General features: G+C 69.1%; 22 protein-coding genes and 5 pseudogenes. 4 read left to right on the top strand and 23 right to left on the bottom strand.

Annotation, left to right across the window (positions count from 1 at the left end; all coding sequences use genetic code 11):
• Positions 1-98 precede the first annotated feature (98 nt).
• Positions 99-1,001, bottom strand: a complete 903-nt coding sequence (gene rpsB, locus ACFVFH_RS26050; RefSeq protein ID WP_383772891.1) for a 30S ribosomal protein S2 — start codon at positions 999-1,001, stop codon at positions 99-101.
• Between the two features lie 550 nt (positions 1,002-1,551).
• Between rpsB and ACFVFH_RS26055 the strand changes: the two are divergent.
• Positions 1,552-1,950, top strand: a pseudogene (locus ACFVFH_RS26055) (peptidoglycan DD-metalloendopeptidase family protein); the annotation flags it as partial.
• Positions 1,951-2,258: 308 nt separating this feature from the next.
• Here the strand turns inward: ACFVFH_RS26055 and ACFVFH_RS26060 are convergent.
• The 4 genes and pseudogenes from ACFVFH_RS26060 to ACFVFH_RS26075 form a co-directional block, all read right to left on the bottom strand.
• Positions 2,259-2,825 carry a TetR/AcrR family transcriptional regulator gene (locus ACFVFH_RS26060; protein WP_383773189.1) on the bottom strand — a complete coding sequence of 189 codons (567 nt, stop codon included), beginning with the start codon at positions 2,823-2,825 and terminating at the stop codon, positions 2,259-2,261.
• Between the two features lie 119 nt (positions 2,826-2,944).
• On the bottom strand, positions 2,945-3,781 hold the full coding sequence (gene whiG / locus ACFVFH_RS26065; protein WP_383772893.1) for an RNA polymerase sigma factor WhiG: 837 nt from the start codon (positions 3,779-3,781) through the stop codon (positions 2,945-2,947).
• 240 nt (positions 3,782-4,021) lie between these two features.
• Entirely contained in the window at positions 4,022-5,176 is a 1,155-nt protein-coding gene (gene dprA, locus ACFVFH_RS26070) for a DNA-processing protein DprA (protein ID WP_383773191.1), read from the bottom strand.
• Between the two features lie 101 nt (positions 5,177-5,277).
• Positions 5,278-5,916, bottom strand: a pseudogene (locus tag ACFVFH_RS26075) (ATP-binding protein); the annotation flags it as partial.
• A gap of 220 nt (positions 5,917-6,136) precedes the next feature.
• Between ACFVFH_RS26075 and ACFVFH_RS26080 the strand changes: the two are divergent.
• The 3 genes from ACFVFH_RS26080 to ACFVFH_RS26090 all read left to right on the top strand — a co-directional run bounded on the left by ACFVFH_RS26080 (position 6,137) and on the right by ACFVFH_RS26090 (position 10,496).
• Positions 6,137-7,645: a recombinase family protein gene (locus tag ACFVFH_RS26080; protein ID WP_383772895.1), complete on the top strand. Its 1,509-nt coding sequence runs from the start codon at positions 6,137-6,139 to the stop codon at positions 7,643-7,645.
• A 143-nt stretch (positions 7,646-7,788) separates the two neighbouring features.
• Positions 7,789-8,850 carry an AAA family ATPase gene (locus ACFVFH_RS26085; protein ID WP_383772897.1) on the top strand — a complete coding sequence of 354 codons (1,062 nt, stop codon included), beginning with the start codon at positions 7,789-7,791 and terminating at the stop codon, positions 8,848-8,850.
• An 818-nt stretch (positions 8,851-9,668) separates the two neighbouring features.
• A complete protein-coding gene (locus tag ACFVFH_RS26090; protein WP_383772899.1) occupies positions 9,669-10,496 on the top strand; it encodes a recombinase family protein in 828 nt (275 codons plus the stop codon).
• Between the two features lie 796 nt (positions 10,497-11,292).
• Here ACFVFH_RS26090 and ACFVFH_RS26095 read toward each other — a convergent pair.
• From ACFVFH_RS26095 to ACFVFH_RS26180, 18 genes and pseudogenes are all read right to left on the bottom strand, one after another.
• Entirely contained in the window at positions 11,293-12,123 is an 831-nt protein-coding gene (locus ACFVFH_RS26095; protein WP_383773193.1) for a helix-turn-helix domain-containing protein, read from the bottom strand.
• On the bottom strand, positions 12,120-12,644 hold the full coding sequence (locus ACFVFH_RS26100) for a DUF6879 family protein (protein WP_383772901.1): 525 nt from the start codon (positions 12,642-12,644) through the stop codon (positions 12,120-12,122). The genes ACFVFH_RS26095 and ACFVFH_RS26100 overlap by 4 nt, the downstream gene beginning before the upstream one ends.
• Positions 12,628-12,819 (bottom strand): hypothetical protein, encoded by a 192-nt coding sequence (locus ACFVFH_RS26105; protein WP_383772903.1) that lies wholly within the window; start codon positions 12,817-12,819, stop codon positions 12,628-12,630. The genes ACFVFH_RS26100 and ACFVFH_RS26105 overlap by 17 nt, the downstream gene beginning before the upstream one ends.
• 287 nt (positions 12,820-13,106) lie before the next feature.
• Positions 13,107-14,108: pseudogene (locus tag ACFVFH_RS26110) on the bottom strand (YifB family Mg chelatase-like AAA ATPase); the annotation flags it as partial.
• A complete protein-coding gene (locus ACFVFH_RS26115) occupies positions 14,108-14,467 on the bottom strand; it encodes a YraN family protein (protein ID WP_383772905.1) in 360 nt (119 codons plus the stop codon). The pseudogene ACFVFH_RS26110 and the gene ACFVFH_RS26115, both read right to left, overlap by 1 nt.
• A gap of 127 nt (positions 14,468-14,594) precedes the next feature.
• A complete protein-coding gene (locus tag ACFVFH_RS26120) occupies positions 14,595-14,903 on the bottom strand; it encodes a DUF2469 domain-containing protein (RefSeq protein WP_003965949.1) in 309 nt (102 codons plus the stop codon).
• Between the two features lie 64 nt (positions 14,904-14,967).
• Complete coding sequence (locus ACFVFH_RS26125) at positions 14,968-15,456, bottom strand: NUDIX hydrolase (protein ID WP_383772907.1); 489 nt, start codon at positions 15,454-15,456, stop codon at positions 14,968-14,970.
• Entirely contained in the window at positions 15,446-16,195 is a 750-nt protein-coding gene (gene lepB / locus ACFVFH_RS26130) for a signal peptidase I (protein ID WP_383772909.1), read from the bottom strand. The genes ACFVFH_RS26125 and lepB (ACFVFH_RS26130) overlap by 11 nt, the downstream gene beginning before the upstream one ends.
• A gap of 51 nt (positions 16,196-16,246) precedes the next feature.
• A complete protein-coding gene (lepB, locus tag ACFVFH_RS26135) occupies positions 16,247-17,053 on the bottom strand; it encodes a signal peptidase I (RefSeq protein WP_383772911.1) in 807 nt (268 codons plus the stop codon).
• Positions 17,054-17,700: 647 nt separating this feature from the next.
• Positions 17,701-18,630, bottom strand: a complete 930-nt coding sequence (lepB, locus tag ACFVFH_RS26140) for a signal peptidase I (protein ID WP_383773195.1) — start codon at positions 18,628-18,630, stop codon at positions 17,701-17,703.
• Positions 18,530-19,602, bottom strand: a pseudogene (lepB, locus tag ACFVFH_RS26145) (signal peptidase I). Before lepB (ACFVFH_RS26145) ends, lepB (ACFVFH_RS26140) begins: the two are co-directional and overlap by 101 nt.
• Positions 19,595-20,365 (bottom strand): signal peptidase I, encoded by a 771-nt coding sequence (gene lepB / locus ACFVFH_RS26150; RefSeq protein ID WP_383772913.1) that lies wholly within the window; start codon positions 20,363-20,365, stop codon positions 19,595-19,597. The pseudogene lepB (ACFVFH_RS26145) and the gene lepB (ACFVFH_RS26150) overlap by 8 nt, the downstream one beginning before the upstream one ends.
• 45 nt (positions 20,366-20,410) lie before the next feature.
• Positions 20,411-20,761, bottom strand: coding sequence for a 50S ribosomal protein L19 (rplS, locus tag ACFVFH_RS26155; RefSeq protein ID WP_093899094.1), 351 nt, complete (start codon positions 20,759-20,761; stop codon positions 20,411-20,413).
• A 128-nt stretch (positions 20,762-20,889) separates the two neighbouring features.
• A complete protein-coding gene (trmD, locus tag ACFVFH_RS26160) occupies positions 20,890-21,711 on the bottom strand; it encodes a tRNA (guanosine(37)-N1)-methyltransferase TrmD (protein WP_383772915.1) in 822 nt (273 codons plus the stop codon).
• On the bottom strand, positions 21,711-22,292 hold the full coding sequence (rimM, locus tag ACFVFH_RS26165) for a ribosome maturation factor RimM (protein WP_383772917.1): 582 nt from the start codon (positions 22,290-22,292) through the stop codon (positions 21,711-21,713). The genes trmD and rimM overlap by 1 nt, the downstream gene beginning before the upstream one ends.
• A gap of 79 nt (positions 22,293-22,371) precedes the next feature.
• Positions 22,372-22,611, bottom strand: coding sequence for an RNA-binding protein (locus ACFVFH_RS26170; protein ID WP_005311361.1), 240 nt, complete (start codon positions 22,609-22,611; stop codon positions 22,372-22,374).
• A gap of 2 nt (positions 22,612-22,613) precedes the next feature.
• A complete protein-coding gene (gene rpsP / locus ACFVFH_RS26175) occupies positions 22,614-23,057 on the bottom strand; it encodes a 30S ribosomal protein S16 (RefSeq protein WP_093545055.1) in 444 nt (147 codons plus the stop codon).
• Positions 23,058-23,214: 157 nt separating this feature from the next.
• Positions 23,215-23,592 (bottom strand): annotated as a pseudogene (locus tag ACFVFH_RS26180) (hypothetical protein); the annotation flags it as partial.
• Between the last annotated feature and the right edge of the window lie 130 nt (positions 23,593-23,722).

A 23,722-nucleotide genomic window follows, 5' to 3' on the forward strand; every position in this document is an offset into this window, starting at 1 on the left:
AGTCTGGGTTTCTCTCTCGAAGTCTGAAAGATCTACGGGTGAACGGCGGGGGCGGTGCTTGTGGCACCGGCCCCCGCCGTCTTCAGCCGTGACGGGTGTCAGGCCTGCTCGGCGTCCGCGGCCGGGGCCTCGGCAGCGGCCTCGGCGGCGGGGGCCTCGGCGGCCTCGGCGTCCGCGACCTTCTCGGTCTCGGCGGAGGTCTGCACCTCGGCGTCGGCCTTCTTGTCGCCCTCGAGGAGGTCGCGCTCCCACTCGGCGAGCGGCTCACCGGCGGCCTTCTCGCCCGGCTTCGAGTCACCGGTGGCGGCACCGGAACGGGCGATGAGGCCCTCGGCGACGGCGTCGGCGATCACGCGGGTGAGCAGGGTGACGGAGCGGATCGCGTCGTCGTTGCCCGGAATCTTGTAGTCGACCTCGTCGGGGTCGCAGTTGGTGTCGAGGATCGCGACGACCGGGATGTGGAGCTTGCGCGCCTCACCGACGGCGATGTGCTCCTTCTTGGTGTCGACGATCCAGACGGCGCTCGGCACCTTCTGCATCTCGCGGATACCACCGAGGGTCTTCTCCAGCTTGGCCTTCTCGCGGGAGAGGACCAGGAGCTCCTTCTTGGTGAGGCCGGAGGCGGCCACGTCCTCGAAGTCGATGAGCTCAAGCTCCTTCAGACGCTGAAGGCGCTTGTAGACGGTGGAGAAGTTGGTGAGCATGCCACCGAGCCAACGCTGGTTGACGTACGGCATGCCGACGCGCGTCGCCTGCTCGGCGATGGCCTCCTGGGCCTGCTTCTTCGTACCCACGAACATGATGGAGCCGCCGTGGGCGACGGTCTCCTTGACGAACTCGTAGGCGCGGTCGATGTACGACAGCGACTGGAGCAGGTCAATGATGTAGATGCCGTTGCGCTCGGTGAAGATGAAGCGCTTCATCTTCGGGTTCCAGCGACGGGTCTGGTGACCGAAGTGGACGCCGCTTTCCAGCAGCTCCCGCATCGTGACGACGGCCATGGCCGTACTCCTTGAGGTGCTCGGTTGTCGCGACCGCAGGATTGCTGTCGCGCCTGACGCCCCGACGCGCCGTGCCACAAGGGACCGAGGAGCGCGGCCACCGTCCGCGGAGAGGGAGGTGGCGGGGCGTGCGAAGTCGACCCGGTGACCCGGATCGCCATAGGAAGTGTACGGGACGGCCCGGGTGCCGGGTGACGGCGCTGTCCACAACCGGTCGGTTGTCCACAGATGCGGTCCATGATCCCCGCGGAGCGGCCGGTTGCGGGACGGTTCCGGCATGCGACGCACCACTGAACCGACCGGCCCGACCGACCCCTTCGACCCGTCCGCCCCATCCGCCCCGTCCGCTCCCGCGGCCGCGGCCACTGCCGCCTCCCTGGTCGCTCCCGCCTCTCCGGTTGCTCGGGTTGCTCGGGTTGCTCGGGTTGCTCCGGCCGTTTCCCGTTTACGGAACGGGCTCCGCGGGGCCTTGCCGCGCGGGCGGCTGGCGCCGCGCGGACGGAGGGTGCTCCTGGCGCTGCTCCTGGCGGCCGGGGTCGCCCTGCCGGCGATGATCTGCGGCCCGTCGGCCGCCACGGCCGGAGCGCCGGCACCGGCACCCGGGCCCGGTTCCGTACCTGCGGTGGGCTCGGCGGCGGAGGACCGGTCCTGGCCGCTCGCCGGGCGGCCCTCGGTCCTGCGGGGTTGGGAGCCCCCGGCCGGCCCCTACGCCCGGGGCCACCGCGGCGTCGACCTCGCCGCCGGGCCGGATGCGACGGTGCTCGCCGCCGCCCCGGGACAGGTCTCGTTCGCCGGACGGGTCGCGGGGCGCGGGGTGCTCGCGATCGAGGTGGCCGACAGTGGCGATCCCCCGCTACGGACCACGTACGAACCGGTGCGCGCGCTGGTCGCCAAGGGCGAGGAGGTGACGGCCGGGCAGGTGGTGGCGGTCGTGGAGACGGGGCCCTTCCACTGCGCGTCGGGCTGTCTGCACTGGGGGCTGCGGCGCGGTGACACCTATCTGGATCCGCTGTCGCTGCTGCCGCCGTCGCTGCTGCGCCGGGGCCCGTCCAGGCTGCTTCCGGTGTTCGGCGTACCCGAGCCGGAAGCGGCATCCGGGCCCGCTTCCTCGGGGACCGGGGACGAGCTCGCCTCTTCGGGGGCCGGGGACGGGCTCGCCTCCTCGGGGACCGGGGACGGGCTCGCCTCCTCGGGAACCGCGGACGGGCTCGCCGCCCCCGGCGTTCTGCTGACGGCCGCCGCGGTGCGGCGCCCGCGTCAGTCCCGTGCGCCCTGCACGCCTCGGAGGATCATGGTGACAGCGGTGTCCGCGATCACGGACGGCTCCTCGGCCACGGCCAGTTCGATACGTCGCACGGCGGCGTCGACCGAACCCTGGAGCAGCATCGCCGCCAGCCTCGGCTGGGCATGGCCGAGGTCGCCGAGCGCCTCGACGATCATGGCGATCAGCCCGCCGTGCGCGGCCCTGATCTTCTCGCGCGCCCCGGCGTCCAGCTCACTCGCCGAGATGGCGACGACCGCCCGGTGGCGGCGGTCCCCGACCAGGTCGAGCTGCCTGCGCACGTAGGCCTCGATCTTGCCCTCGGGCGTCGTGGCCTGCTCCATCGCGTTCTCGACCTCGGCCGCCCAGACCGGGAAGTCGACGGCGCAGAGCTCTTCGACGACGGCCGCGCGGGAGCGGAAGTACTCGTACACGGAGGACCGGGCGAGGCCCGTGCGTTCGGCGAGGGCGGGGAAGGTCAACGCCTCCGTACCGCCCTCGGACAGCAGGGAGCGTGCGGCGTCCAGGAGGGCGCCGCGCTGCATGGTCCGGTGCTCGGCCACCGAGGCCGCTCGAATCCTGGGCACGCGTCCACTCTACGGCGACCGGTGCGCGAGGGGGCGGGTACGGCCCCGATTCCGTGGCCGGGGCAGCCATGTACCGCGGCGGGCGCGAGCGGGGCTCAACGGCCGGCGTCGGCCAGTTTCGCGCGCAGTTGCAGCACCGATTTGGTGTGGATCTGGCTGACCCGGCTCTCGGTGACCCCGAGGACGTTGCCGATCTCGGCGAGCGTGAGGCCCTCGTAGTAGTAGAGCGTCACGACGGTCTTCTCACGCTCCGGGAGCGTGTTGATGGCACGGGCGAGCAACCGTCTGAGCTCGCGGTCCTCGGCCACTTCCACCGGATTGTCGGCGGCGGTGTCCTCCAGTGTGTCCATGAGGCTCAGCCGGTCGCCGCCCTCGCCGCCGACGTGCAGCAGCTCCTCCAGGGCGACCACGTTGGCCAGCGACAACTGGCTGAAAATCGCATGCAGTTCCTCCAGCGCGATGTCCATCTCCGCGGCGACCTCCGCCTCGGAGGGGGTGCGCCGCAGCTGCGCCTCCAGCGTGGCGTAGGCGCGTTCCACCGCCCGTGCCTTCTGGCGCACCGAGCGCGGGATCCAGTCCAGCGCCCGCAGTTCGTCGATCATCGCGCCCCGGATGCGGGTGATCGCGTACGTCTCGAACTTGATCGCGCGCTCGATGTCGAACTTCTCGATCGCGTCGATCAGCCCGAAGACCCCGGAGGAGACGAAGTCCGCCTGCTCGACGTTGGACGGCAGTCCCACGCTCACCCGGCCCGCCACGTACTTCACCAGCGGCGAGTAGTGCAGGATCAGCTGCTCCCGCAGCCGCTCGTCGCCCGTGGACTTGTACGAGCGCCACAACTCGTCGAGCGAGGAGGGCGCAGGGGGGCGCACAGTGCCACGCGCAGCCGGTGGTACTGCCGCGCGATCAGACCCGGAGGTGTGCTGGGGCATGTGGTGCCTTGAGCCGTTCTGCTGTGAAGTACTGGGACGTATGTCTGAGTCGGAATCCTCGTGAGCGTAGCGTGACTGTGATGTCGCGGTCCGCGCAGGATAGGGGATCGGCGCTCTGCACATCCGGCCGATCCTGCATGACTGAGGACCGGGGCCGCCGCCGTGCGCGTCGGCCCCGGAGGCGTGACTGAAGGATCCGCCGAGGTCATCGGCATCACCTTTTCACCCGAATGCTCCAGGTCAAGCACCGCCTCGCCGCGCGTCGCCATTGCGGAGCGGTCTCGACGTCAACCTCCAGCCCTCGCCATCCCGTTCGACGAACCCCAGTGAGTGCAGTTCGTACAGCCTGCCGAGCGCCTCGTCGGCGCTGGTTCCGGCGGTGCGGGCCACCTCACGTCCGCCCACGGAGCCCCGGTACGGCAGCGCGTCGAGGACTCTGGCGGAGGCGGCGTCCAGCAGGTCCCTGGGGTGCACGGGTCCGCGTCTGACCGGGGCGAGTTCGCCGATGTCCCCCACCAGTTCGGCGACCTCCGAGGCATCGGTCACCAGGATGCCCTCACCGCGCAGGAGTTCATGGACCCCTGCGGACAGCCCGCTGGTGGCGGGGCCCGGCACGCCCATGGTGAAGCGGCCCAGGCGCTGGGCGCACCGCGCGGTGACCAGCGAACCGCTGCGGTACTCGGCCTCGACCACGACCGTCCCGCGCGTCAACGCGGCGATGACCCGGTTCCGGAGGACGAATCTACTGCGGTTGGGGTGGTCGGACGGCGGCAATTCACCGATGACGAGCCCCTGTTCCGCGATTCTTCCGATCAGCTCGGCGTGTCCCCGGGGGTAGGGCACGTCCACCCCGCAGGCCAGGACCGCCATCGTCGCCCCGCCGACGGCGAGCGCGCCGCGGTGTGCCGCCCCGTCGACCCCGAAGGCGGCTCCCGACACGACCACCCACCCCAGCTCGGCGAGTCCCGCGCCCAGGCTCGCCGCCATGTGCGATCCGTAGGGTGTGCAGGCCCGCGCGCCGACCACGGCGACCGAGCGCAGCGCCCAGAGCCGCAGATCGCGGGGCCCCCGCACCCACAGTCCGGTCGGCCGGGCGTCCGCCAGGTCGTCGAGCTGGCTGGGCCACTCCCGGTCCCCGGGGCAGACGAACCGCCCGCCGAGCGCGGCGACCGCCGAGAGGTCCCGCCCGGGGTCGACGCCCTCGGCCCGCAGCCGGTATCCGGCGAGCCGCCTCGGGGTCATTGCGCCCATCCGCTCCGCGGCACCGTCCCGGCTGGTGATCCGCCGCAACAGCTCGACGGCACCCAACTCGCGCAGCCAGCGGCCACCGCGCTCGTCCCCCGGCTCGACGATGCGGGTCAGGGCGGCGCGCGCCAGTCGCTCCTGACCGCTCACCGCGCTCCCCGGCGCCTCGTCGGCGCCGCGCTCCGCGCCCCGCTGCCCCGCGCCTCCCGGCCGGTCCTCTTCCACGCGCCGCGGGTCGTCCGCCCCCGGCTTCACGAGGCGCCCACCTGTGTGAGGGCGCCCCGCGGAATCCCGGTCCGCAGTTCCAGCGCCACCGCGATGTCGGAGGCGTCGGGGCGCTCGGCGCCGCGCAGATCGGCGACCGTCCACGCCACCCTGAGCACCCGGTCCAGGCCGCGTGCGGTGAGCATGCCCCGTTCCATGTCCCGTTCGGCCTCCATGAGCGCGCCGGGTGCCGCGGCCAGTCTGGTCCGCAGCTCATGGCCGGGGATCTCGCTGTTGGTCGTCCAGCCGGTGCCCGCCAGCCGTTCGGCGGCCCGCGCCCTGGCGGCCAGGACCCGGGCGGCGACGGTGGCGGTGGACTCGCCCCTGCCGCCCCGGCCCATCAGGTCCTCACGTCTGACCGGATCGACGAGCACCCTCAGGTCCACCCGGTCGAGCAGCGGTCCGGAGAGCCGGGCCTGATAGCGCCTGACCGCGGAGGGCGGGCATTCGCAGCCGGCCCCGCTGAGGCTGTGCCTCCCGCACGGGCAGGGATTGGCGGCCAGCACCATCAGGAATCTGGCGGGCAGCCGCACCACCCCGGCGCTGCGGGCCACCACCACATGGCCCGACTCCAGCGGCTGGCGCAGCGCGTCCAGCGCCCGCACGGAGAATTCGGGCGCTTCATCGAAGGAGCCACTTTGACACCAGTCATAATCGAACGACTGTCGCCCCCCGATGTGTGGGCGGGCGGAAAGAAAGCGAGCAACAGTGGCAAGGGTCCTCGGAGTACTCCGCCTGTCTAGGGCAAGCGACGAAAGCACATCGGTCGTCCGACAGCGGGCCTCCATACAAGGATGGGCGGACAGTAAGGGTCACGTCGTCATCGGTTGGGTCGAGGATGTTGACGTGTCCGGCGGTATCGAACCGTGGAAGCGTCCGGAGTTCGGCAAGTGGCTGCCGTCCACCATCGGTAAGGATGCAAGCGACATCGAGCACCGTCTCGCATGGGAGGAATCCCGCGCTTCGGAGTTCGACATCCTGGCCGCGTGGAAGCTCGACCGAATCTCTCGTCGGGTGATCCACGTCAACGTCCTGGCCGAGTGGTGCGACCGAAACGAAAAGCAGCTCGCCACCGCCGAAGGGGACATCGACCTGTCGTCCCCCATGGGACGCATCCTCTTTCAGCTCATCGCTTCCTTTGCAGAGGGAGAGCTCGAAGCCATCAAGGCACGGGCCAAATCCTCTTACACCCACCTGATGAAAGAGGGCCGCTGGCGCGGCGGCTTCGTGCCGTACGGCTACCGGCCGGAGAAGCAGGAGACCGGCGACGGATGGAAGCTGGTACCCGATGAGTACGGCTTGAACACTGCCGAGACCCTGCGTGAGATCGTCCGCAAGATCATCGATGGGCAGTCCGCCAACAGCGTCTGTCGGTGGCTCAACGAGAACCGAGACAAGACACCGCCCCCGCTGGATGCGCAGCGAATCCGTGGCGGGAAGGAACCCAAAGGTGCGCTTTGGCGAGTAGGCAACCTGATCAAGATGCTGCGTTCTCACACCTTGCTCGGCCAGGTGGAGATGACAGAGGAAGTCACCCTGTCTGACGGCCGTAAGGAGAAGCGCACCCGTCTCGTACGAGACAAGGACGGCTTGCCTCTCCAGCGGGCGCAGCCGCTGATCTCCAAAGAGGACTGGGAGCGGGTCAGCGCCAAGCTGGAAGAGAACAGCAACAAGAGGGCAGGCAACCGCACGGGCGGTTCCCCTCTGCTTCGCGTCGCTTTCTGCACCTGCGGCAAGCCCCTGTACCGGTACCCCGGGCGGAGCTGGAGCTACTACCGGTGCGCGAACAAGGCGATCACTGGTCTGCTCTGCGCAGATAGCAAGTCCATAGGTGCTCCGAAGCTGGAGAGCACGATCGAGGAGGAGTTCCTCCGCGTAGCCGGACACATCGAGATCGTCCGCAAGGTGTTCCGCCCCGGCATCGACCACACCAACGACATCAACGAAGTGACCCGCGCCATGCAGGAACTCCGAGAGGATCGCGAGGCAGGGATCTACTCATCCGAGACCGGAAAGCTGGAGTACCGCGAGGAGTACAGCCGGATGGACAGGAAGCGGGAACAACTGATCGCGCTGCCGACGCGGCCGGACACGTGGGAAGAGATACCCACCGGCGAGACCTACGGTGAGCGCTGGTCCCAGCTCACCACTGCCGAAGGCAAGAGCAAGGAACTGCGCGCCTCTGGCTTGCGGGTCACGGTGCACAGCGAGGACGTCCCGGCTCAGTACGTAAGCGGGAAACTCTTGGTGACACTGGATGAAGGCAGAGTGATTCAGCGCATCGGGCGTATCGAGATCATGTTCCCGCGCGACTTCAGCGACCGGATAAGGCAGCACACCGCGACACACGCGTAACTCTCACGAGGAGGGCCCCCACCACGGGGGTCCTTTTCGCTTTTGTACGATGCTAGCTAGGTCGCCGCCGTCGCTCCCGACTGCACGAGACCGAGTCCAGGCTTCAAGCCGTGGGCGTTCCTGTGAAGAGACCGTGCCAGCCCATGGCCGGTCCACCCCCGCGAAAGAGGGAGCATGTCCCGCCATCCGGCGGGGGTCACTGGCGCACCCGTGTGCGCCTCACAGGAAGGCGGGCCATCCCGTTGGGAGCCATCAAGGACAAGGGGCGACAGCTCCACCAGATCAAGCGTGTCCCGTACGAGGACGCGTTCCTCATCGGGGATCTCCTCACCACTCGGACCACGGTCCTGTCAGGGGAGCCGAAGGCCGGTAAGACCCTGCTCAGTGCGGGCATGGGCATAGCCCTGCTCAACGGTGAGCCGACGTTCCTCGGCCTGCCTGTGCTCCGGAAGCTGGACACCATCGTGTTCGGTGTGACCGACGATGGAGCGCCGGAGGAACTGAGAGAGCGACTGCACGGCGCGGTGCCGGATCACGCGGTGACCATCTTCCCCGTAGAAGACCACGGCCATGCCGGGTACTGGGAGGGCATCGCTGCGGACCTGGCAGACATGAGGCCGGGCCTGTTCGTGCTGGACAACATCATCGGGGCTCTCGCCCCCGGCGAGGACATCGCGTCATCCGTCACGGCGCAGCGGATCATGCGGAGCCTGCGGCCGATCAGTGAGGCGGGCATCCCGACCCTGCTCGTCACCCACACCCCGAAGGGGACAGGGGAAGGGATGAGCGTCGCCTCTTCCCCGATCGGGGGACGGGCCATCGGTGCCGGTGCACGCGGGCTCATCGCACTGCGCAACTCCGGGAAGCACGGCAGGCGGCTCCAGACGGCGAGCAACCGGGCCAGAGAAGAACTGGACCTGAGCGTCACCGTGCGCCGCGCCGACGAGTCGAGCGAGGTCCCCATCTGGGAACGGGCGGAGCCGGGACTCAAGGTCGTCAGCCGTCTCCCGAAGGCACAGCGCTGGGATACCGACCTCATCGCACGGATCGTCGAGGAGCAGCCGGAAGAGGCGACGTACGCGCCGCTGTCCAAGCGCTACGCGCGCATCGTTGGCAGGAGCCCCGAGACCGTACGGGCCAAGCTCAGAGATGCGCTGGAACGCGTTGACGGGCGGTGGGTCAGAAAGCCTGCCGAGACCGCCTGAGTCGTGGTGGTGGTGGGGACGCCCCCTTGTAGGAAGAACTACCACCACCAGCTACCTCGCTCCGCTCGGCAAGCCTCGCTCCTCCCTCAGTAAGTACGTCAGTCCTCTGACACTGGCGGCCTCCGGCCGACCAGCACGCAGACCGCTGGAGAACTGCACAGTCTCAAGCCTGTCAGCGGCGAAGGAAGATAGGGCGCGGCAGCGCCCCCAGGGAGTTAGGCGGCTAGCTCTCTTGGGCCGCTACGCGGCCACCTGTCGCAGCCACCAGGGCAGGGCCAGTCAGCCCCTATTCCTTGCACCCTTCCGCCGTTGCCAGCAGGGCAGGCGTAAGCCTGTGACCAGGCACTACCCCGCAGCCGGCCGGGGATACAGGGTCACTCTGAAAGACCCTGAAACCGTGGCAGGATTTGAGCTGCTAAGACTAGGCGGTGCGAGCTTGCCCCCTTCGGGGGTCATACCCCCACCCCTTCGCCGGTGCCTCCCTGCCCGCCGCCTCTGCCTGCCGTCTACAGGCGTACGGCTGCACGCCGACCAGAGCGCCCGACAGGGCGACTGCCCGCCTGCGGTAGAGCGCTGGCCAGCAGGCCGGGAGACAGGCGCACAGCGCCTCACGCTGGCCAGCACAGGCAGGCTGACCGAGGGGCACGCCAGTGCCCACCAGGACCATGGACAGGGCGTCTCATAAACCATCGATAGTGAGACGGCTCGCCAGCCTCTCGGCCGTGTCCGTTTCGCTCCCGTCTCGCCGTCTCGAAACCCGTCTCAAAAGACCCGTCTCATCACTAGCTTTCGAGACACGTTTATGAGACGTTCCAGTCATGACGAAGACGAACACCCCGGCCGAACAGGTCGAGCGCCACGACTGCCCCAAGTGCCAGGCACCCGCAGGAAGCCCCTGCCGTACCGGCGCGGGCAAGGTCGCAGCGAACTACCACACGGGCCGCTTCGCCCTGGTACCCGCGCTCAAGGCAGAGCTGACCGTGAAGACCCCGGCCGACCGCAACCCCGGCAAGGCATGGACGCAGGGCGCACCCGTGGCACAGGCACCCGAAGGGAAGCCGGGCGCAGCGATCCGGCTCGGCTACGCCCGATGCTCGACCGTGGGTCAGGAACTCCAGTCCCAGTTGGACGCCCTTGCCGGGGCGCAGTGCACCCGCGTGTTCTCCGAGAAGATCAGTACCCGTGTGAAGGAACGGCCGGAGCTTGAGAAGGCGCTCACCCTTGCGCGGGAGTTCAAGCAGGCAGCACCGAACCAGCCGGTGATCCTGACCGTGGTCGAGATGAAGCGTCTCGCCCGCAGTGCGGCAGAGCTGATGTCCCTGTCGTCCACCCTTCAGGCGGACGGCATCCAACTGGAGCTTCTGTCCGGTCCACTCCAGGGGGTCTACGACCCCAACGGGGCAGGGGCCATCGTCTTCGCCGTCCTCGCCGTCAGTGCAGAAGTCGAGCGGGAAGGCATCCGGGAGAAGACGCTGGAAGGTCTCGACGCTGCGGCCCGCAAGGGCAACTACGGAGGACGCCCGTCCGTGATGGACGACGACAAGCTAGCCGTAGCGCGTGCCAGGCACGCCAAGGGAGACAGCATCACGGCCATCGCCAAGGCCCTGGGAATCGGCCGGGCCACCTTGTACCGCCACCTTGGCTAGAGCGCCTGAGACAGGCGCACAGACGTTCTGACAAGCCCCTGACGTTCACGTCGGGGGCATCGTCATGTCCGGCACGGGTAAGCCCCTGCCAGCCACGGGGGCGGCTGGCAGGGGCCGTGTCCCTCACCGTGCGCCGGGTGGTTGCACGGCACCCCGCATACGAGGGCGGACCGGGGCGAGAGCCTGAACACGTCAGCTCAGACGGAGACACGACCTGCCTCCTGCTCAAGGCTTGTCCGATCGGGGGACAACTGGCCTGCCCTCACCGCGTCGCGCCGACGCGAAGCACGGGAAGGACAGGAGCTTGTGACTACTCGTCGCGGACCACCAACGCGAACGAGGTACAGATACGCCGAAACCCACGATGGTTACTCCGGCCGGTATGGCTCATGCACTCCACATCGACCGCCGCACCATCCGTCGACGGCTGCGCCTGCCACTCGCAGTGAAGACACTGCGCCTCGAAGGTGACATCCGTATTCGGGTGCGCCGTAATCCGATGCCGCACGTACCGCAGGACGGACCGGGTCACCTTGGCCGCCGTGTCCTGTGCGGGTGGTTCTTGATCTCAACGTCAGCATCCGTCGCGGCCGACAGGTCGCCCCTGTCCCGTGCTGCCTGACGCTGTCCGGCCAGCGCCTCACAAACACCACAGCCAACCGCCGGTTTCGGGGGAGGCTTGGGAAGCGTCAGGTGTACCGGTCCGCTCATGGTCGTTTGCCTTTCGCTCACACCGTGCGCCTTCCCGCTCTGTCGCCTAACGGAAGGCCATGGTGCCTCGCTTCGCCGTCTTGACCTAGCCAGTTTCCCGTTCGCGCAAGAATCCGTCCCGGATGCCCGTCAGCATGGACCGCATGTCGTCACCGGTAAGCGCCATGGATGCGAAGCGATCGAACTTATCGACGTACAGGGAAACGTCCCGTGGATCGGTAACGATTACCTCTGCGTGAGTTGTCTCTACGGTCACCATGCGATCGTCTCGAATAACGAAAGAGTGTCCCGGCACGTCTTGCTGTCGAGCACGTAGAGGAACGACGCGAACATCTACGTTCGGCAGGCGGGAGATAGAAACGATCCGGTCCAACTGCCCGGCCATCATGAGTGGCGGAAGGATGCGCCAGTGCAGCACCGGTTCCGTTATGACGAAACGCAGGGTCTTACTCATGTCATACATGACCGCCTGGCGCTCGATCCTTGCCCCGATAGTCCGAGATAGCTGATCCTCGCTTAGCTCCTTCCCTTGCAGTACTGCACGCACATACTCCGGAGTCTGCAAAAGTCCGGGAACTAGAGAGGGCTGGAATAGGCGGAGGAGTTTCATCGACTCTTCCAGTGCCCGGATCTGTTCCTGTTTCCGATGGAAGCCCATGCGCCTGAACAGTCGCCATGCTGTCGCCTCCGTGGCCTGTGCGCGAGCCGCAGCCATGTACTCGGCCTTGACCTCCGCCGACACGTCCAGGGCCGTCAGGATGCGTTCTACGTCCACCACTGTCGGAGCCACATGGCCGTTCTCGATCTTCGACAGCTTGGGATTAGACATGACAGCACTACGGGCCACGGCCTTAGCTTCCTTACCGGATGCCAGCCGAAGCGCCCGCAGTGCTGCGCCGAGTTCCGTCCTATTCACCCGCCGTACTTGGCCCACCATGCAGCGAAAGGCTCAGCGTGAGCCAACGCAGTATCCCGGTAGCTGACGAATTCCGAAGCCGTTCCAGCCGGCCGGAAATCCGGGCCCAGGAAAGTCCCGCTCTCGTCATAGTTCATGACGACGGGCGCAGCCTCATCGAATAGCCAGAAGTCTGGCGCGTCACTCAGAGGGTTGGGCTTGTCCGTGACATCGAGGATGAAGAACTCCTCCCCTCCGGTCATGTTCTTGATGTACCCCCATCCAAGCTCATACCGGAGATAGTCCGTCAGTGGACGAGTCACGATGTGCACTCGATACATGCGCTTCCCTGCCTGTGTGGCAGTGCGCACCGTCTCTACCCACCCGGCGTTATAGTCCGCAGGCTGCGGCTCACCCGCCAGGAAAGCACGCAGGTTCTCAGCACTCGACGGGATGTTGTAATCGTCGAGGATTTCCAGACGGAAGGCTTCCCTCTCGAAGTTCTTGAAGCGCTCTGCCAGGTTGCTAGATGAGCTGATCACGAATCGCCCTCCGGATTAGTTCCATGGGGATCTCGACCAGGGTTTCGTGTGCGGGAATCTGTAGGCCGTGGTCGGCTGGCACTTCCCCCTGCACCAGGAGCGTTCCCCTATCCGTCGCGTACAGCGTCGGGCAGTCCCCGTTCTCGCAGGTCGTGACTAGCTTTCGAACCTTCACGCCTTACCCCCTGGTCTCGGTCGTCCGGTGTCGTGCCCATCGTCCCGATCACCTGGAGGGCAGGGCAAGGGGTTCGGTTTTCCAGAACGGGAAACCGCCTTACGCTCCCGGACCGCCGGGCAGTGGGCAGCCCTAGCCGGGCCTGTACGGGGCGATCTCCCGCCGCCTGCGCCGGTGGGTGTACCGCAGGCACACAGGCCGTCTCGCAGCCTCTGAGCTGCGCCAGGGGGCACGGGGTCTGCGCCTGCCGGGCCGGTGCTGTACTGTCCGCTGCGGTGTCAAACTGTCTCCCGCGCTTCGTCCAGAAAAAGAATTCCCCGGTGAGCCAGCGAGACCGCACCGGGCCGCGGCATCCCGTTGCCCCCGCCGATCAGCGACTGCATCGTCGCCGAGTGGTGAGGGGCGCAGTAGGGCGGCCGGGCGACCAGCGGCTCTCCCGGCGGCAGGATGCCCGCCACCGAGTGCACCGCGGTCACCTCCAGGGATTCCTTCCTGGTCAGCTCGGGAAGGATCGCTGGCAACCGCTCCGCCAGCATGGTCTTGCCCGCGCCCGGCGGCCCCGAGAGCAGCAGGTGGTGACCGCCGGCCGCGGCGACCTCCAGGGCCTTGCGGGGCCGTTCCTGTCCCGCCACGTCCGCCAGGTCCGGTGTGCTTCCGTCGCCCTGGCCGACTCCGCGTGCGAGCCCGGTGCCGACCCCCGCGCCGGGCACCATCAGCCCGGCCAGGCTGGTGTCCGGGCGCCCCTCCTCGTGGGCCGCCCGTTCTTCGGGCACCGGCTCCTCGCAGAGCACGGCGATCAGCTGCCGCAGGCTGCGCACCCCGAGCACGGAGACCCCGGGGACGAGCGCCGCCTCCCCCGCGGTCTGTTCGGCCACCACGACCTGCCGGTATCCGGCCTCCGCCGCGGCGAGCACGGCGGGCAGCACGCCGCGTACCGGCCGCACCCGGCCGTCGAGTCCGAGTTCGCCGATCATCACCACATCGGCGATGGACCGGGGATCGATCCGCTCGGCCGCCCCCAGCACCGCGCAGGCGACGGCGAGGTCGAACCCGGATCCGCCCTTCGGCACGGAGGCAGGCGACAGACCGACCGTGAGTTTCTTCTGCGGCCACTCGGCCCCCGAGTTCACCACCGCGGCCCTGACCCGGTCCCGGCTCTCCACCAGGCTCTTGTCCGGCAGCCCCACCAGGGTGAACGCGGCGACCCCCGCCTCCAGGTCCGCCTGGACCTCCACCACCACGCCCTCGACACCGACGAGCGCCACCGAGCACGCCCGCGCGAACCCCATCAGGCCACCCCCCGCGCATGCTCGGCGACCGGTGCTCCGCGCCTGGGCAGCACCACTCCGACCAGGTCGATCCGGACCCCGCCGGGCGGCGGGCCGCCGTGCCGGTCCAGCCAGATGCCGGCCAGCCGCCGCAGCCGCTCCGCCTTCACCGGCGTGACGGCCGCCATCGGGTGCTCGAACGCGCCCGCCCTGCGGGTCTTCACCTCGCAGACCACCAGTGCGTCGCCGTCCATGGCGACGATGTCGATCTCACCGGCGCGACAGCGCCAGTTCCTCTCCAGTACGGACATGCCCGCGGCGGCCAGCAGCCGTACCGCCAGATCCTCGCCGTACCGCCCGAGTGCCCCCCGTGCGTTCATTTCGGCACCACCTCCGGGACCGACTCTGACGCGTCCGGCCCCGGCGTGTGGATCTTGGTGGACAACTCCCGGACTGTGGACAACTCGGCCACCCGGAAGGAGGAATCAATCCCTCGTTGGAGTGGGTTCAGCCACCCGGAAGTTCGAGGTCGCTCTTGTTGAGCTCCTCGATGTTGACGTCCTTGAACGTCAGCACCCGTACCTGCTTGACGAACCGCGCGGGCCGGTACATGTCCCAGACCCAGGCGTCCGCCATCGATACTTCGAAGAACACCTCGCCCTGAACCGAGTGCACCTGCATCTCGTAGTCATTGGTGAGGTAGAAGCGCCGTTCGGTCTCGATCACATATTTGAACAGACCGACGACGTCTCGGTACTCCCGGTAGAGCTTCAGCTCCATCTCGGTCTCGTACTTTTCGAGGTCCTCGGCGCTCATTGGCATGTTCCCCTTCAGCCGTGCGTCCCCCCATTGTGCGCCAGGCCCCGGGCCCCCTGGGCGCTTAGGCGATTTCGGGGTCGAGAACCAGTGGCGTACGCGGGGGACCCTCGTCGAGCAGCGTGCGCAGCAACTCGGCGAGCCTGGTCGGGTACACCGTCTCACGCGCCGCCGACAGTTCGGCGGAGGTCCACCACCTCAGGCCCGCGACGCTGCGCAGCTCCAGCCCGGTCTGCCCGCTGGTGTCGGTGGCGGTCTGTGCCGTACGGGCCAGGAAATACCACTCGTCCTGGTCCCAGCGGCGTCCGTCGAAAGGAAAGGAGCACATCCGCTGCCAGAGCAGCGGGCCCAGCTCGACCTCGGTGATCCCGGTCTCCTCCGCGAGCTCGCGCAGCACGGCCTCCTCCCGGGTCTCGTCGCCCTCCAGGCCCCCGCCGGGGGTGAACCACCAGGTGCTCTCCGGCTCCTCCGGTTCGAACCCGTGCAGCAGGAGGATCCGGTCGTCGGGGTCCAGGAGGACCACCCGGGCGACCTTCCGCTTCTCAGTGCGCACCGGCGGACACCTCTCCGTGCCCCTTCCGCGCCGAGCGCGAGAGCCGCGCCGCGACCGGACCGTAGGCCGCACCGCCCAGGATGAGCACCACGCCCACGAGCACCGCCGTGAGCTGTGTCCGCAGCGGTCCCGGGGAGGACACCCCGCCGGGCAGGGCGGCGAAGGCCCGTGGACGCTCGACCATGCCGTCCATCGGCCAGGCGATCGCGTCCACCCGGGCCTGCACCGCGCTGCGGGGCACGGAGCCCTGTCCCGCGTCCTCCAGATGGACCCGGGAGTCCAGGGAGGAGGCGCGCGCGTCGCCCAGCAGGAAGAGCTGCCCCTCGGGCACCTGCGCGGTGAAGTCCTCGACGGAGGCCGGGCCCTTGCCGCGCAGATACGGTTCGTCAAGAGGCTTGCCGTTGACCGTGAGCCGGCCGTCCTTGCCGCAGCAGGCGATCTTGTCGCCGCCGATCCCGACGACCCGCTTCACCATCGGCACGGCACCCCACGCCCGATCGGTGAAGACCACCACATCGCCCCGGCGCACCTCGCCGCCGTCGATCCGTTGCGCGAGCACCCGGTCGCCCGCGTGCACCGTCGGCGTCATCGAATCGGTCGGCACCGTGTACGGCTTGTACACGACGGCCCCCCAGGCGAACCCGCCGAGGAAGAGCACACAGCCGACGGCCACGGCCAGCCCCGACAGTATGCTGCCGAGCCTGCCGCGGCCGTCACCCGTATGTCCCTGTCCGCTCATCCCAGCCTCCCCCACCTCGGAGATCGCCGATCGCCGATCCGAGTCGGCACCCTACCCGGCGGTGCGCCCGCCGGTCAGCCTCCTGCGGCGCCACAGCACCAGGGGCAGCGCACCCGCGATGCCGACCGCTCCCGGGGCCAGAGCGGCCGCCGCGCCGATCCCCGGCTGGTCGAAGGTGTCCGGGACCGGCAGCGTCGCCCAGCGGTTGATCGGCCAGGCCACCACCACGGCCCGCCCCACGACGTCCTTGACGGGCACGAAGCCCTTGGTCGCGTCCTCGGTGTGATAGCGCGAGTCCCAGGAGTTCTGCCGGTGGTCGCCCATCACCCAGATCTTGCCCTCGGGCACCTTGAACGGCCCGAAGGGCTTGTCGTCGCACGCCGAGTTGCCCGGGAAGATGTACGGCTCGTCGAGGGCCTTGCCGTTGACCTTGACCGGACCGCCCTTCGCGCACTCCACGGTGTCGCCGCCGACCGCGATCGTCCGCTTGATCAGGTCCTTCTCCTTGGACGACGGCATCAGACCGATGAAACTCAGGAAGTCCTGCACGACGTTCGACTCAGGGGTCGGCTCGCCCGCCAGCCAGTTGTCCGGGTCGTGGAAGACGACGACCTCACCGCGCTCGGGCTCCGAGCCGAACCAGGGGGTCAGCTTGTCCACCAGCACCCGGTCGCCCCGCTGGAGGGTGTTCTGCATCGAATCCGAGGGGATCGAGAACGCCTGCACCAGGAACGTCTTGATCAACAGCGCGAGAACCAGCGCGATGACGATCAGCAGCGGCAACTCCTTCCAGAAGGGGCGCTGCTTCCTGGCCTTCTTGCCGTCCCCGTCCGTACCCGCGTCCGCGTCCGTGTCCATGCCCGGGTCCGCGCCCCCGTCCCGCTCCGTCACGGGCGCGCCCGGGTCCGGTGTCTCCCCCGGCGGACCGGAGGCAGCATCGGCGGGCTGGTCGGGCCCCTTCGCGGGCTCTCCATGTCCAGATCGCGCACCGGCAGCCACGTCACTCACATCCAGTCCTCACTCTGCGCCCACGTCTGCTCCTGGGCCCGTCCGTCCCAAGCCCACTGCCCCGCACAACGAACGGGAGTTCCGCAGCGCTCCTGCGGCCCCGGCCGTCCTGCCGACGGCGGGCCACCGGGTGTCCCGGCCTTCCCACCACCGAGAACCGCCCTCCGGCTGCTCAGCGTGCTCGCCGAGCAACCGGAGGGCGGTTCTTCACGTACCCGTCCGGCCGGAGCCGGACCCATCGATGTCGTCCGTGCGCGAAGGGGCCGGGGCCCGCCTCGACACGGGTGGCCGCACTCCGTGCAGCCGTACTGATCGTTCCGTCGGAGCGTGCGGGTCGGCATGGGCCGCCCGTAGCGCTCGTCCCGTCCGTGCTCGCGGATCGCCCGCACCGGTCATTCCGTGCGTGTACACGGATCAGCCGTCAGGATCCTACGGAGAACACCCGGCGGGCATCCGCGCGTTTACCCGATCTTGCCGATGCCTTGATCGCAACCACATCAACGGGATGCGGCGGCGGTCGGCCGGCCCGCACTGCCGCCGAGCGGCGACCGGGCGGCCCGCCTGCGCCGCCACAGCACGATCGGCACGGCTCCGGCGATACCGAGCGCGCCGGGCGCCGCCCCCATCGCGGCGTTCAGGCCCGGCTGGTCAAAGGTCTTCGGAACGGGCAGGGTCGCCCAGCGGTTGATCGGCCACGCCACGACGAAGGCCCGGCCGACGACCTCGTCGTTGGAGACCGTGCCGTTACCCGGAAGTTCCTGGTGGTAGCGGGAGTCGCGGGAGTCCTGGCGGTGGTCGCCCATCACCCAGATCCGGCCCTTGGGCACCTTGATCGGGCCGAACGGCTCGTCGTTGCAGGGGGTGTTGCCGGGGAAGATGAACGACTTCTCGTCCAGGGCCTTGCCGTTGACCACGACGGGGCCGTTCTCCTTGCACTCCACCGTGTCACCGCCGACCGCGATCACGCGCTTGATCAGGTCCTTCTCCTCGGCGGACGGCATCAGTCCGATGAAGCTGAGGAATTTCTGGACCACATTGGGGTGGACCTCCGGGGTGTCGTCCAGCCAGCCGCCCGGGTCGTGGAAGACGACGACCTCACCGCGCTCGGGCTCCGAGCCGAACCAGGGGGTCAGCTTGTCCACCAGCACCCGGTCGCCCCGCTGGAGGGTGTTCTGCATCGAATCCGAGGGGATCGAGAACGCCTGCACCAGGAACGTCTTGATCAACAGCGCGAGAACCAGCGCGATGACGATCAGCAGCGGCAACTCCTTCCAGAAGGAGCGTGGCTTCTTCGCCGCCCTGCCACCGCCGCCCGGAGTGTCGCCGTCACTCCCCGCGTGGCCCGCCGTCCCGGCGGACTCGACATCGCCCGAACGGTCCGGCCGGTCCTCGGGCTCTTCGTGTCCGGATCGTGCGCCGACGGCCAAATCCCCCACATCCACTCCTTACTCGTGCCACCGCCCGCGCCCCAGTCGACGCAGGCCCACCACTCCCATAACGAGCGGGAGTTCCGCAGGGGTCGGGAGAGGAATCAATCCGTTCGGATCCTGGGACGACACACTATTCGACGGCTCCGCGGCGGCGGCCGACCCGCCGCGCGCGTCAGGGACCCGGCCGAAGGTCTCCGGTTCCTCCAGTCCTCCCCAGTGACCGAAGGGCCAGGCGATCACGACGGCGCGTCCCACGACCTCGTCCTCGGACACCGTGCCGTGTTCCGGCTCGTCCAGGTGGTAGCGGGAGTCGGCGGAATCGGAACGGTGGTCGCCCATCACGAAGATCCGGCCCCGCGGAACCTTTACCTCGAATTTGATGAGCGAAGGAGGGTTCCCGGGATACACATACGGCTCGTCCAGCGGTACGCCGTTGACGCTGACCCGGCCGTCCTCGCCACAGCACTTCACCGTGTCCCCGCCGACCGCGATCACCCGCTTGATCAGGTCCTGTTCGTCGTCGGAGGGCAGCAGTCCGATGAAGGTCAGGACCTCCTTCGCCTGCTTGAGGCCGACCGGCGGGTCCTTCTTTCCGGTGTTCTCCTGCCGCAGCCAGTGCCCGGGGTCCTCGAAGACCACGACGTCACCGCGCTCGGGCCTGGATCCGAACCAGGGGGTCAGTTTGTCGACCAGCACCCGGTCACCGATCCGGATGGTCTGCTCCATCGATCCCGAGGGGATCACGAACGCCTGCACCAGGAAGGTCTTCAGCAGAAGCGCGATCAGCAGCGCCACGACGACGAGCAGCGGGATCTCCCGCACCGCCGACCCGCGCCGCCGCCGCACGACCCTGCGGGCCAGCTTCCGCCGTTCCGCCCTGGTGGGCAGTGAACGCGCGCGGCCGGGCCCGTCGCCGCCGGGACGTATCCCGGAGCCGGACTCGGCGCGCCCTCGGCCGCGGTTACCCACGGCCCCCGCCCGGCGCGCCCACGGAGGAGAAGGCCGTGCTCTCCGGCAGCGAGCGCAGCCGGCTGGGCGGCCAGCCGATCCAGTCCACCCGGCCGATCACCATGTCGACGGGGACCATGCCGCCGCCCGGCTCGCCCAGATGGTCGCGCGAATCGCGGGAGTTGGCGCGGTGGTCGCCCATCATCCACAGCGTGCCGTCGGGGACGACGATGTCGAAGCGGACGCGGGAGGGCTCGTCCCCCGGGTACAGATACCCCTCGGCGACCGGCCGGCCGTTCACCTCGATCCGGCCCCGCCGGTCGCAGCAGACCACCCGGTCGCCGCCCACGCCCACCACCCGCTTCACGTAGTCGGTCCTGGCGGGCTCCGCCAGCCCCAGGGACGCGCCGACCGAGTGCACCAGACCGGTGACGGGGTTCTCCCTCGGGGGCTCCTGCACGAACGATCCGGTGCCGTCGAAGACGACCACGTCGCCGCGGCGCGGCTCGGCGCCCGAACGGTAGGCCAGTTTGTTCACCAGCACCCGGTCCCCGACCTGGAGCGTGGGCTCCATCGAGCCGCTGGGGATGAGGAAGGGCTGCACCACATAGTTGCTCAGGAGCAGTACGAAGACCGCGCAGGCGGCCCCGAGCGCGGCGGTCCGCCGCCAGGACATCGAGGCGGTCCAGCGGTCCGGGATACGCGAGGAGCGCGGCCCCTCCTCCGACCCCGTCGCGGGGGCGGAGGAGCGGTCGCGCTCCGAGGGCTTTGCTTCCGTGTCCATCGGGGCCAGAGCCTATCCGGCCGTCCTGTGGACGTGGGAATCAGCTCAGTTGTCGCGCTTCTCCTTGATCTTCGCGGCCTTGCCGCGGAGCTCACGGAGGTAGTACAGCTTGGCGCGACGGACGTCACCACGGGTGACGAGCTCGATCTTCTCGAAGATCGGGCTGTGCACCGGGAAGGTGCGCTCGACGCCGACGCTGAAGGAGACCTTGCGGACCGTGAAGGTCTCGCTGACGCCAGAACCCTGGCGGCGGATGACAACGCCCTTGAACTGCTGGATACGGGAGCGGTTGCCCTCGATCACTCGGACGTGGACGTTGACGGTGTCGCCGGGGCGGAACGCCGGGACGTCGGTACGCAGCGATGCGGCGTTGACGCCATCGAGCAGGGAAGCCATGTTGTCTGCTTTCTTCGCCGATGCCACAGGTCATCGACGGGAGATCGTGAGAAATGGGGGTGCTGATCGCGTCGGGCGGGCGTCGTTCCCCCTGTGGCAGGGGCGCACGCCGGACGTACAGCAGCGGCCTATTCTTCCACGGCCTCGGGCCTGCGCCAAAATCGGCCGCCGGGCTCCGGTGCCCAGCCGAGGATGGAGAGCATCTCGCGGTCCTTCTTGTCGAACCCCGCAGCGTCGCAGCGCTCGATCAGATCGGGCCGGTTGAGGGCGGTGCGCCGGAACGCCTCGTCGCGCCGCCAGCGGGCGATCTTCCCGTGGTGGCCGCTGAGCAGTACCTCGGGGATCTCCCTGCCGCGCCACTCGGGCGGCTTGGTGTAGACGGGCCCCTCCAGCAGGTTGGCCATCGCGCCGGGGGCGAAGGAGTCGTCCCGGTGCGATTCCGCGTTGCCGAGCACGCCGGGCAGCAGCCGGGCCACCGCCTCCGTGATCACCAGCACCGCAGCTTCCCCGCCGGCCAGTACGTAGTCCCCGATGGAGACCTCGACGACCGGTATCCGGGTGGCGTACTCGTCGATGACCCGCCGGTCGATGCCCTCGTAGCGGGCCGGGGTGAAGATCAGCCACGGCCGCTCGGAGAGTTCGACGGCGAGCTCCTGGGTGAACGGGCGGCCGCTGGGCGTGGGCACCACGAGCACCGGCGAGTGCGCCCCGGCCTCGTATCCGGCCGCCAGGGCGTCGTCCAGGGCCTCGCCCCACGGTTCGGTCTTCATGACCATGCCGGGGCCACCGCCGTACGGGGTGTCGTCGACGGTGTTGTGCCGGTCGTGCGTCCAGTCGCGCAGGTCGTGCACCCGGACGTCGAGGCGGCCGCGTGCGCGGGCCTTGCCGACCAGGGAGACGTTCAGCGGTTCCAGGTACTCGGGGAAGATCGTGACGACGTCGAGGCGCATCAGACGTCCTTCCCCGCCGCGGGGGCCCCGTCGTCGCCCTCGTCGTCCCGCGCGGAGGCGATCACGGCCTGGCTCGCGTCGATCAGACCGGGCGGCGGGGTGATCACCGCGCGCTGCTCGGCCAGGTCGATCTCGGTGACGATCTCCTCGACGAACGGGATCATCACCTCGCTGCCGTCCGGCCGCTCGACGATGAAGAGGTCCTGGGACGGCAGGTGCGTGATCTCGGTGATCCGGCCGACCTCGGTGCCGTCGGCCAGGACCACGTCGAGGTCCATGAGCTGATGGTCGTAGAACTCCTCGGGGTCCTCGGGGAGTTCCGCCGGGTCGACCTCGGCGATCAGGAGCGTGTTGCGCAGGGCCTCGGCAGCCGTACGGTCGCGGACGCCCTCGAAGCGCAGCAGCAGCCGTCCGCTGTGCACCCGGCCGGTCTCGATGGTCAGCGGTCCGGCGCCCGCCGGTTCGGTGGCGAGCACGGCCCCGGGCCCGAGCCGAAGCTCCGGCTCGTCCGTACGGACCTCGACGGTGACCTCGCCCTTGATGCCATGGGCCCGGCCGATCCGCGCGACTACCAACTGCACCTTGTGTCTCTCCTGTCGTACGACGACGGGCCGGGGCGGGCCCAAGGCCCTCCCCGGCCCGTGCCGGTGTTCAACTCTGTCAGCGAACCTGATCCACATCGACGAGGTCGACGCGGATGCCACGGCCGCCGATGGCGCCCACGACGGTACGCAGCGCGCGTGCGGTGCGGCCGTTGCGACCGATCACCTTGCCGAGGTCGTCGGGGTGGACCCGGACCTCCAGCACGCGACCACGGCGCAGGTTGCGCGAGGCGACCTGCACATCGTCAGGGTTGTCGACGATGCCCTTCACGAGGTGCTCGAGAGCCTCCTCGAGCATGCTCAGGCCTCGGTCGACTCGGCGGGCGCAGCCGCGTCAGCAGCCTCGTCCGCCTTCTTGTCGGCCTTCTTCGCCTTCTGCGTGATGGCCTCGCCCTTGGACTCGTCGCCGCCGTCCTTGGTCAGAGCCTCGAACAGGGCGCGCTTGTCAGCCTTGGGCTCCGGCTGCAGCAGCGGCGCGGGGGCCGGGAGGCCCTTGTGGGCCTGCCAGTCACCGGTGAGCTTCAGGATCGCGAGGACCGGCTCGGTCGGCTGGGCGCCGACGGACAGCCAGTACTGCGCACGCTCCGAGTTGACCTCGATGCGCGAGGGGTTCTGCACCGGGTGGTACAGGCCGATCTCCTCGATGGCCCGGCCGTCACGGCGGGTACGGGAGTCGGCGACGACGATGCGGTAGTGAGGCGAACGGATCTTGCCCAGACGCTTCAGCTTGATCTTGACTGCCACGGAAGTGGTGTCTCCTGGTCTATGACGTGGGTGGGCACAACGAAGATGCCACGTGGGGTTGCGGTACTCGGGTGCCCGATGGACGCGTCAGCCGGAGGAGAGAGGGGTCCTGTGCGACTGTCGAGTACAGCTAGCCATTGTGCCACACCGTGTCGGGTCACCCCACCGCGACCGCGGCTTCCGGGATGCGGAAGGGCTTGCCGCAGCCTCCACAGACGATCGGCGCCTGCGCCAGGACCGACGGGACGACGCGCACATTGCGGCCGCAGTCGCAGACGGCCTTGACGCGGACGCCTCCTCCGGAGGAGCCGTGCCGGGCGGCCGGCCCGCGGAAGGAGCGCTTGGTGTCGGCGGCGGTGGCGACCGTGTGCGCCTTGAGGGCGCGCTGCAGCCGCTCGGTCGTCGGGCGGTACCGGCGCTTGGCCTCGGGGTTGAGGGTGACCAGCGAGAAGCCGCTGCTGGGGTGGGGCTCCTCGGCGTGGTCGAGGCCCAGCTCCTCGGCGATCGCGAGGAATCTGCGGTTGTGGTAGCGGCCGGGGGGGGGGGGGGGGGGGGGCCCCCCCCCCCCCCCCCGGCGCCGGGAGGGCCAGAAAAGACAAGCCACCAACAGGGACGGAAGGCCCCCCCCCCCGCGCCGCACCAAACAGACACAAGACGGAGGCGCG

Source organism: Streptomyces sp. NPDC057697 (genome assembly GCF_042799335.1).
Classification (GTDB): domain Bacteria; phylum Actinomycetota; class Actinomycetes; order Streptomycetales; family Streptomycetaceae; genus Streptomyces.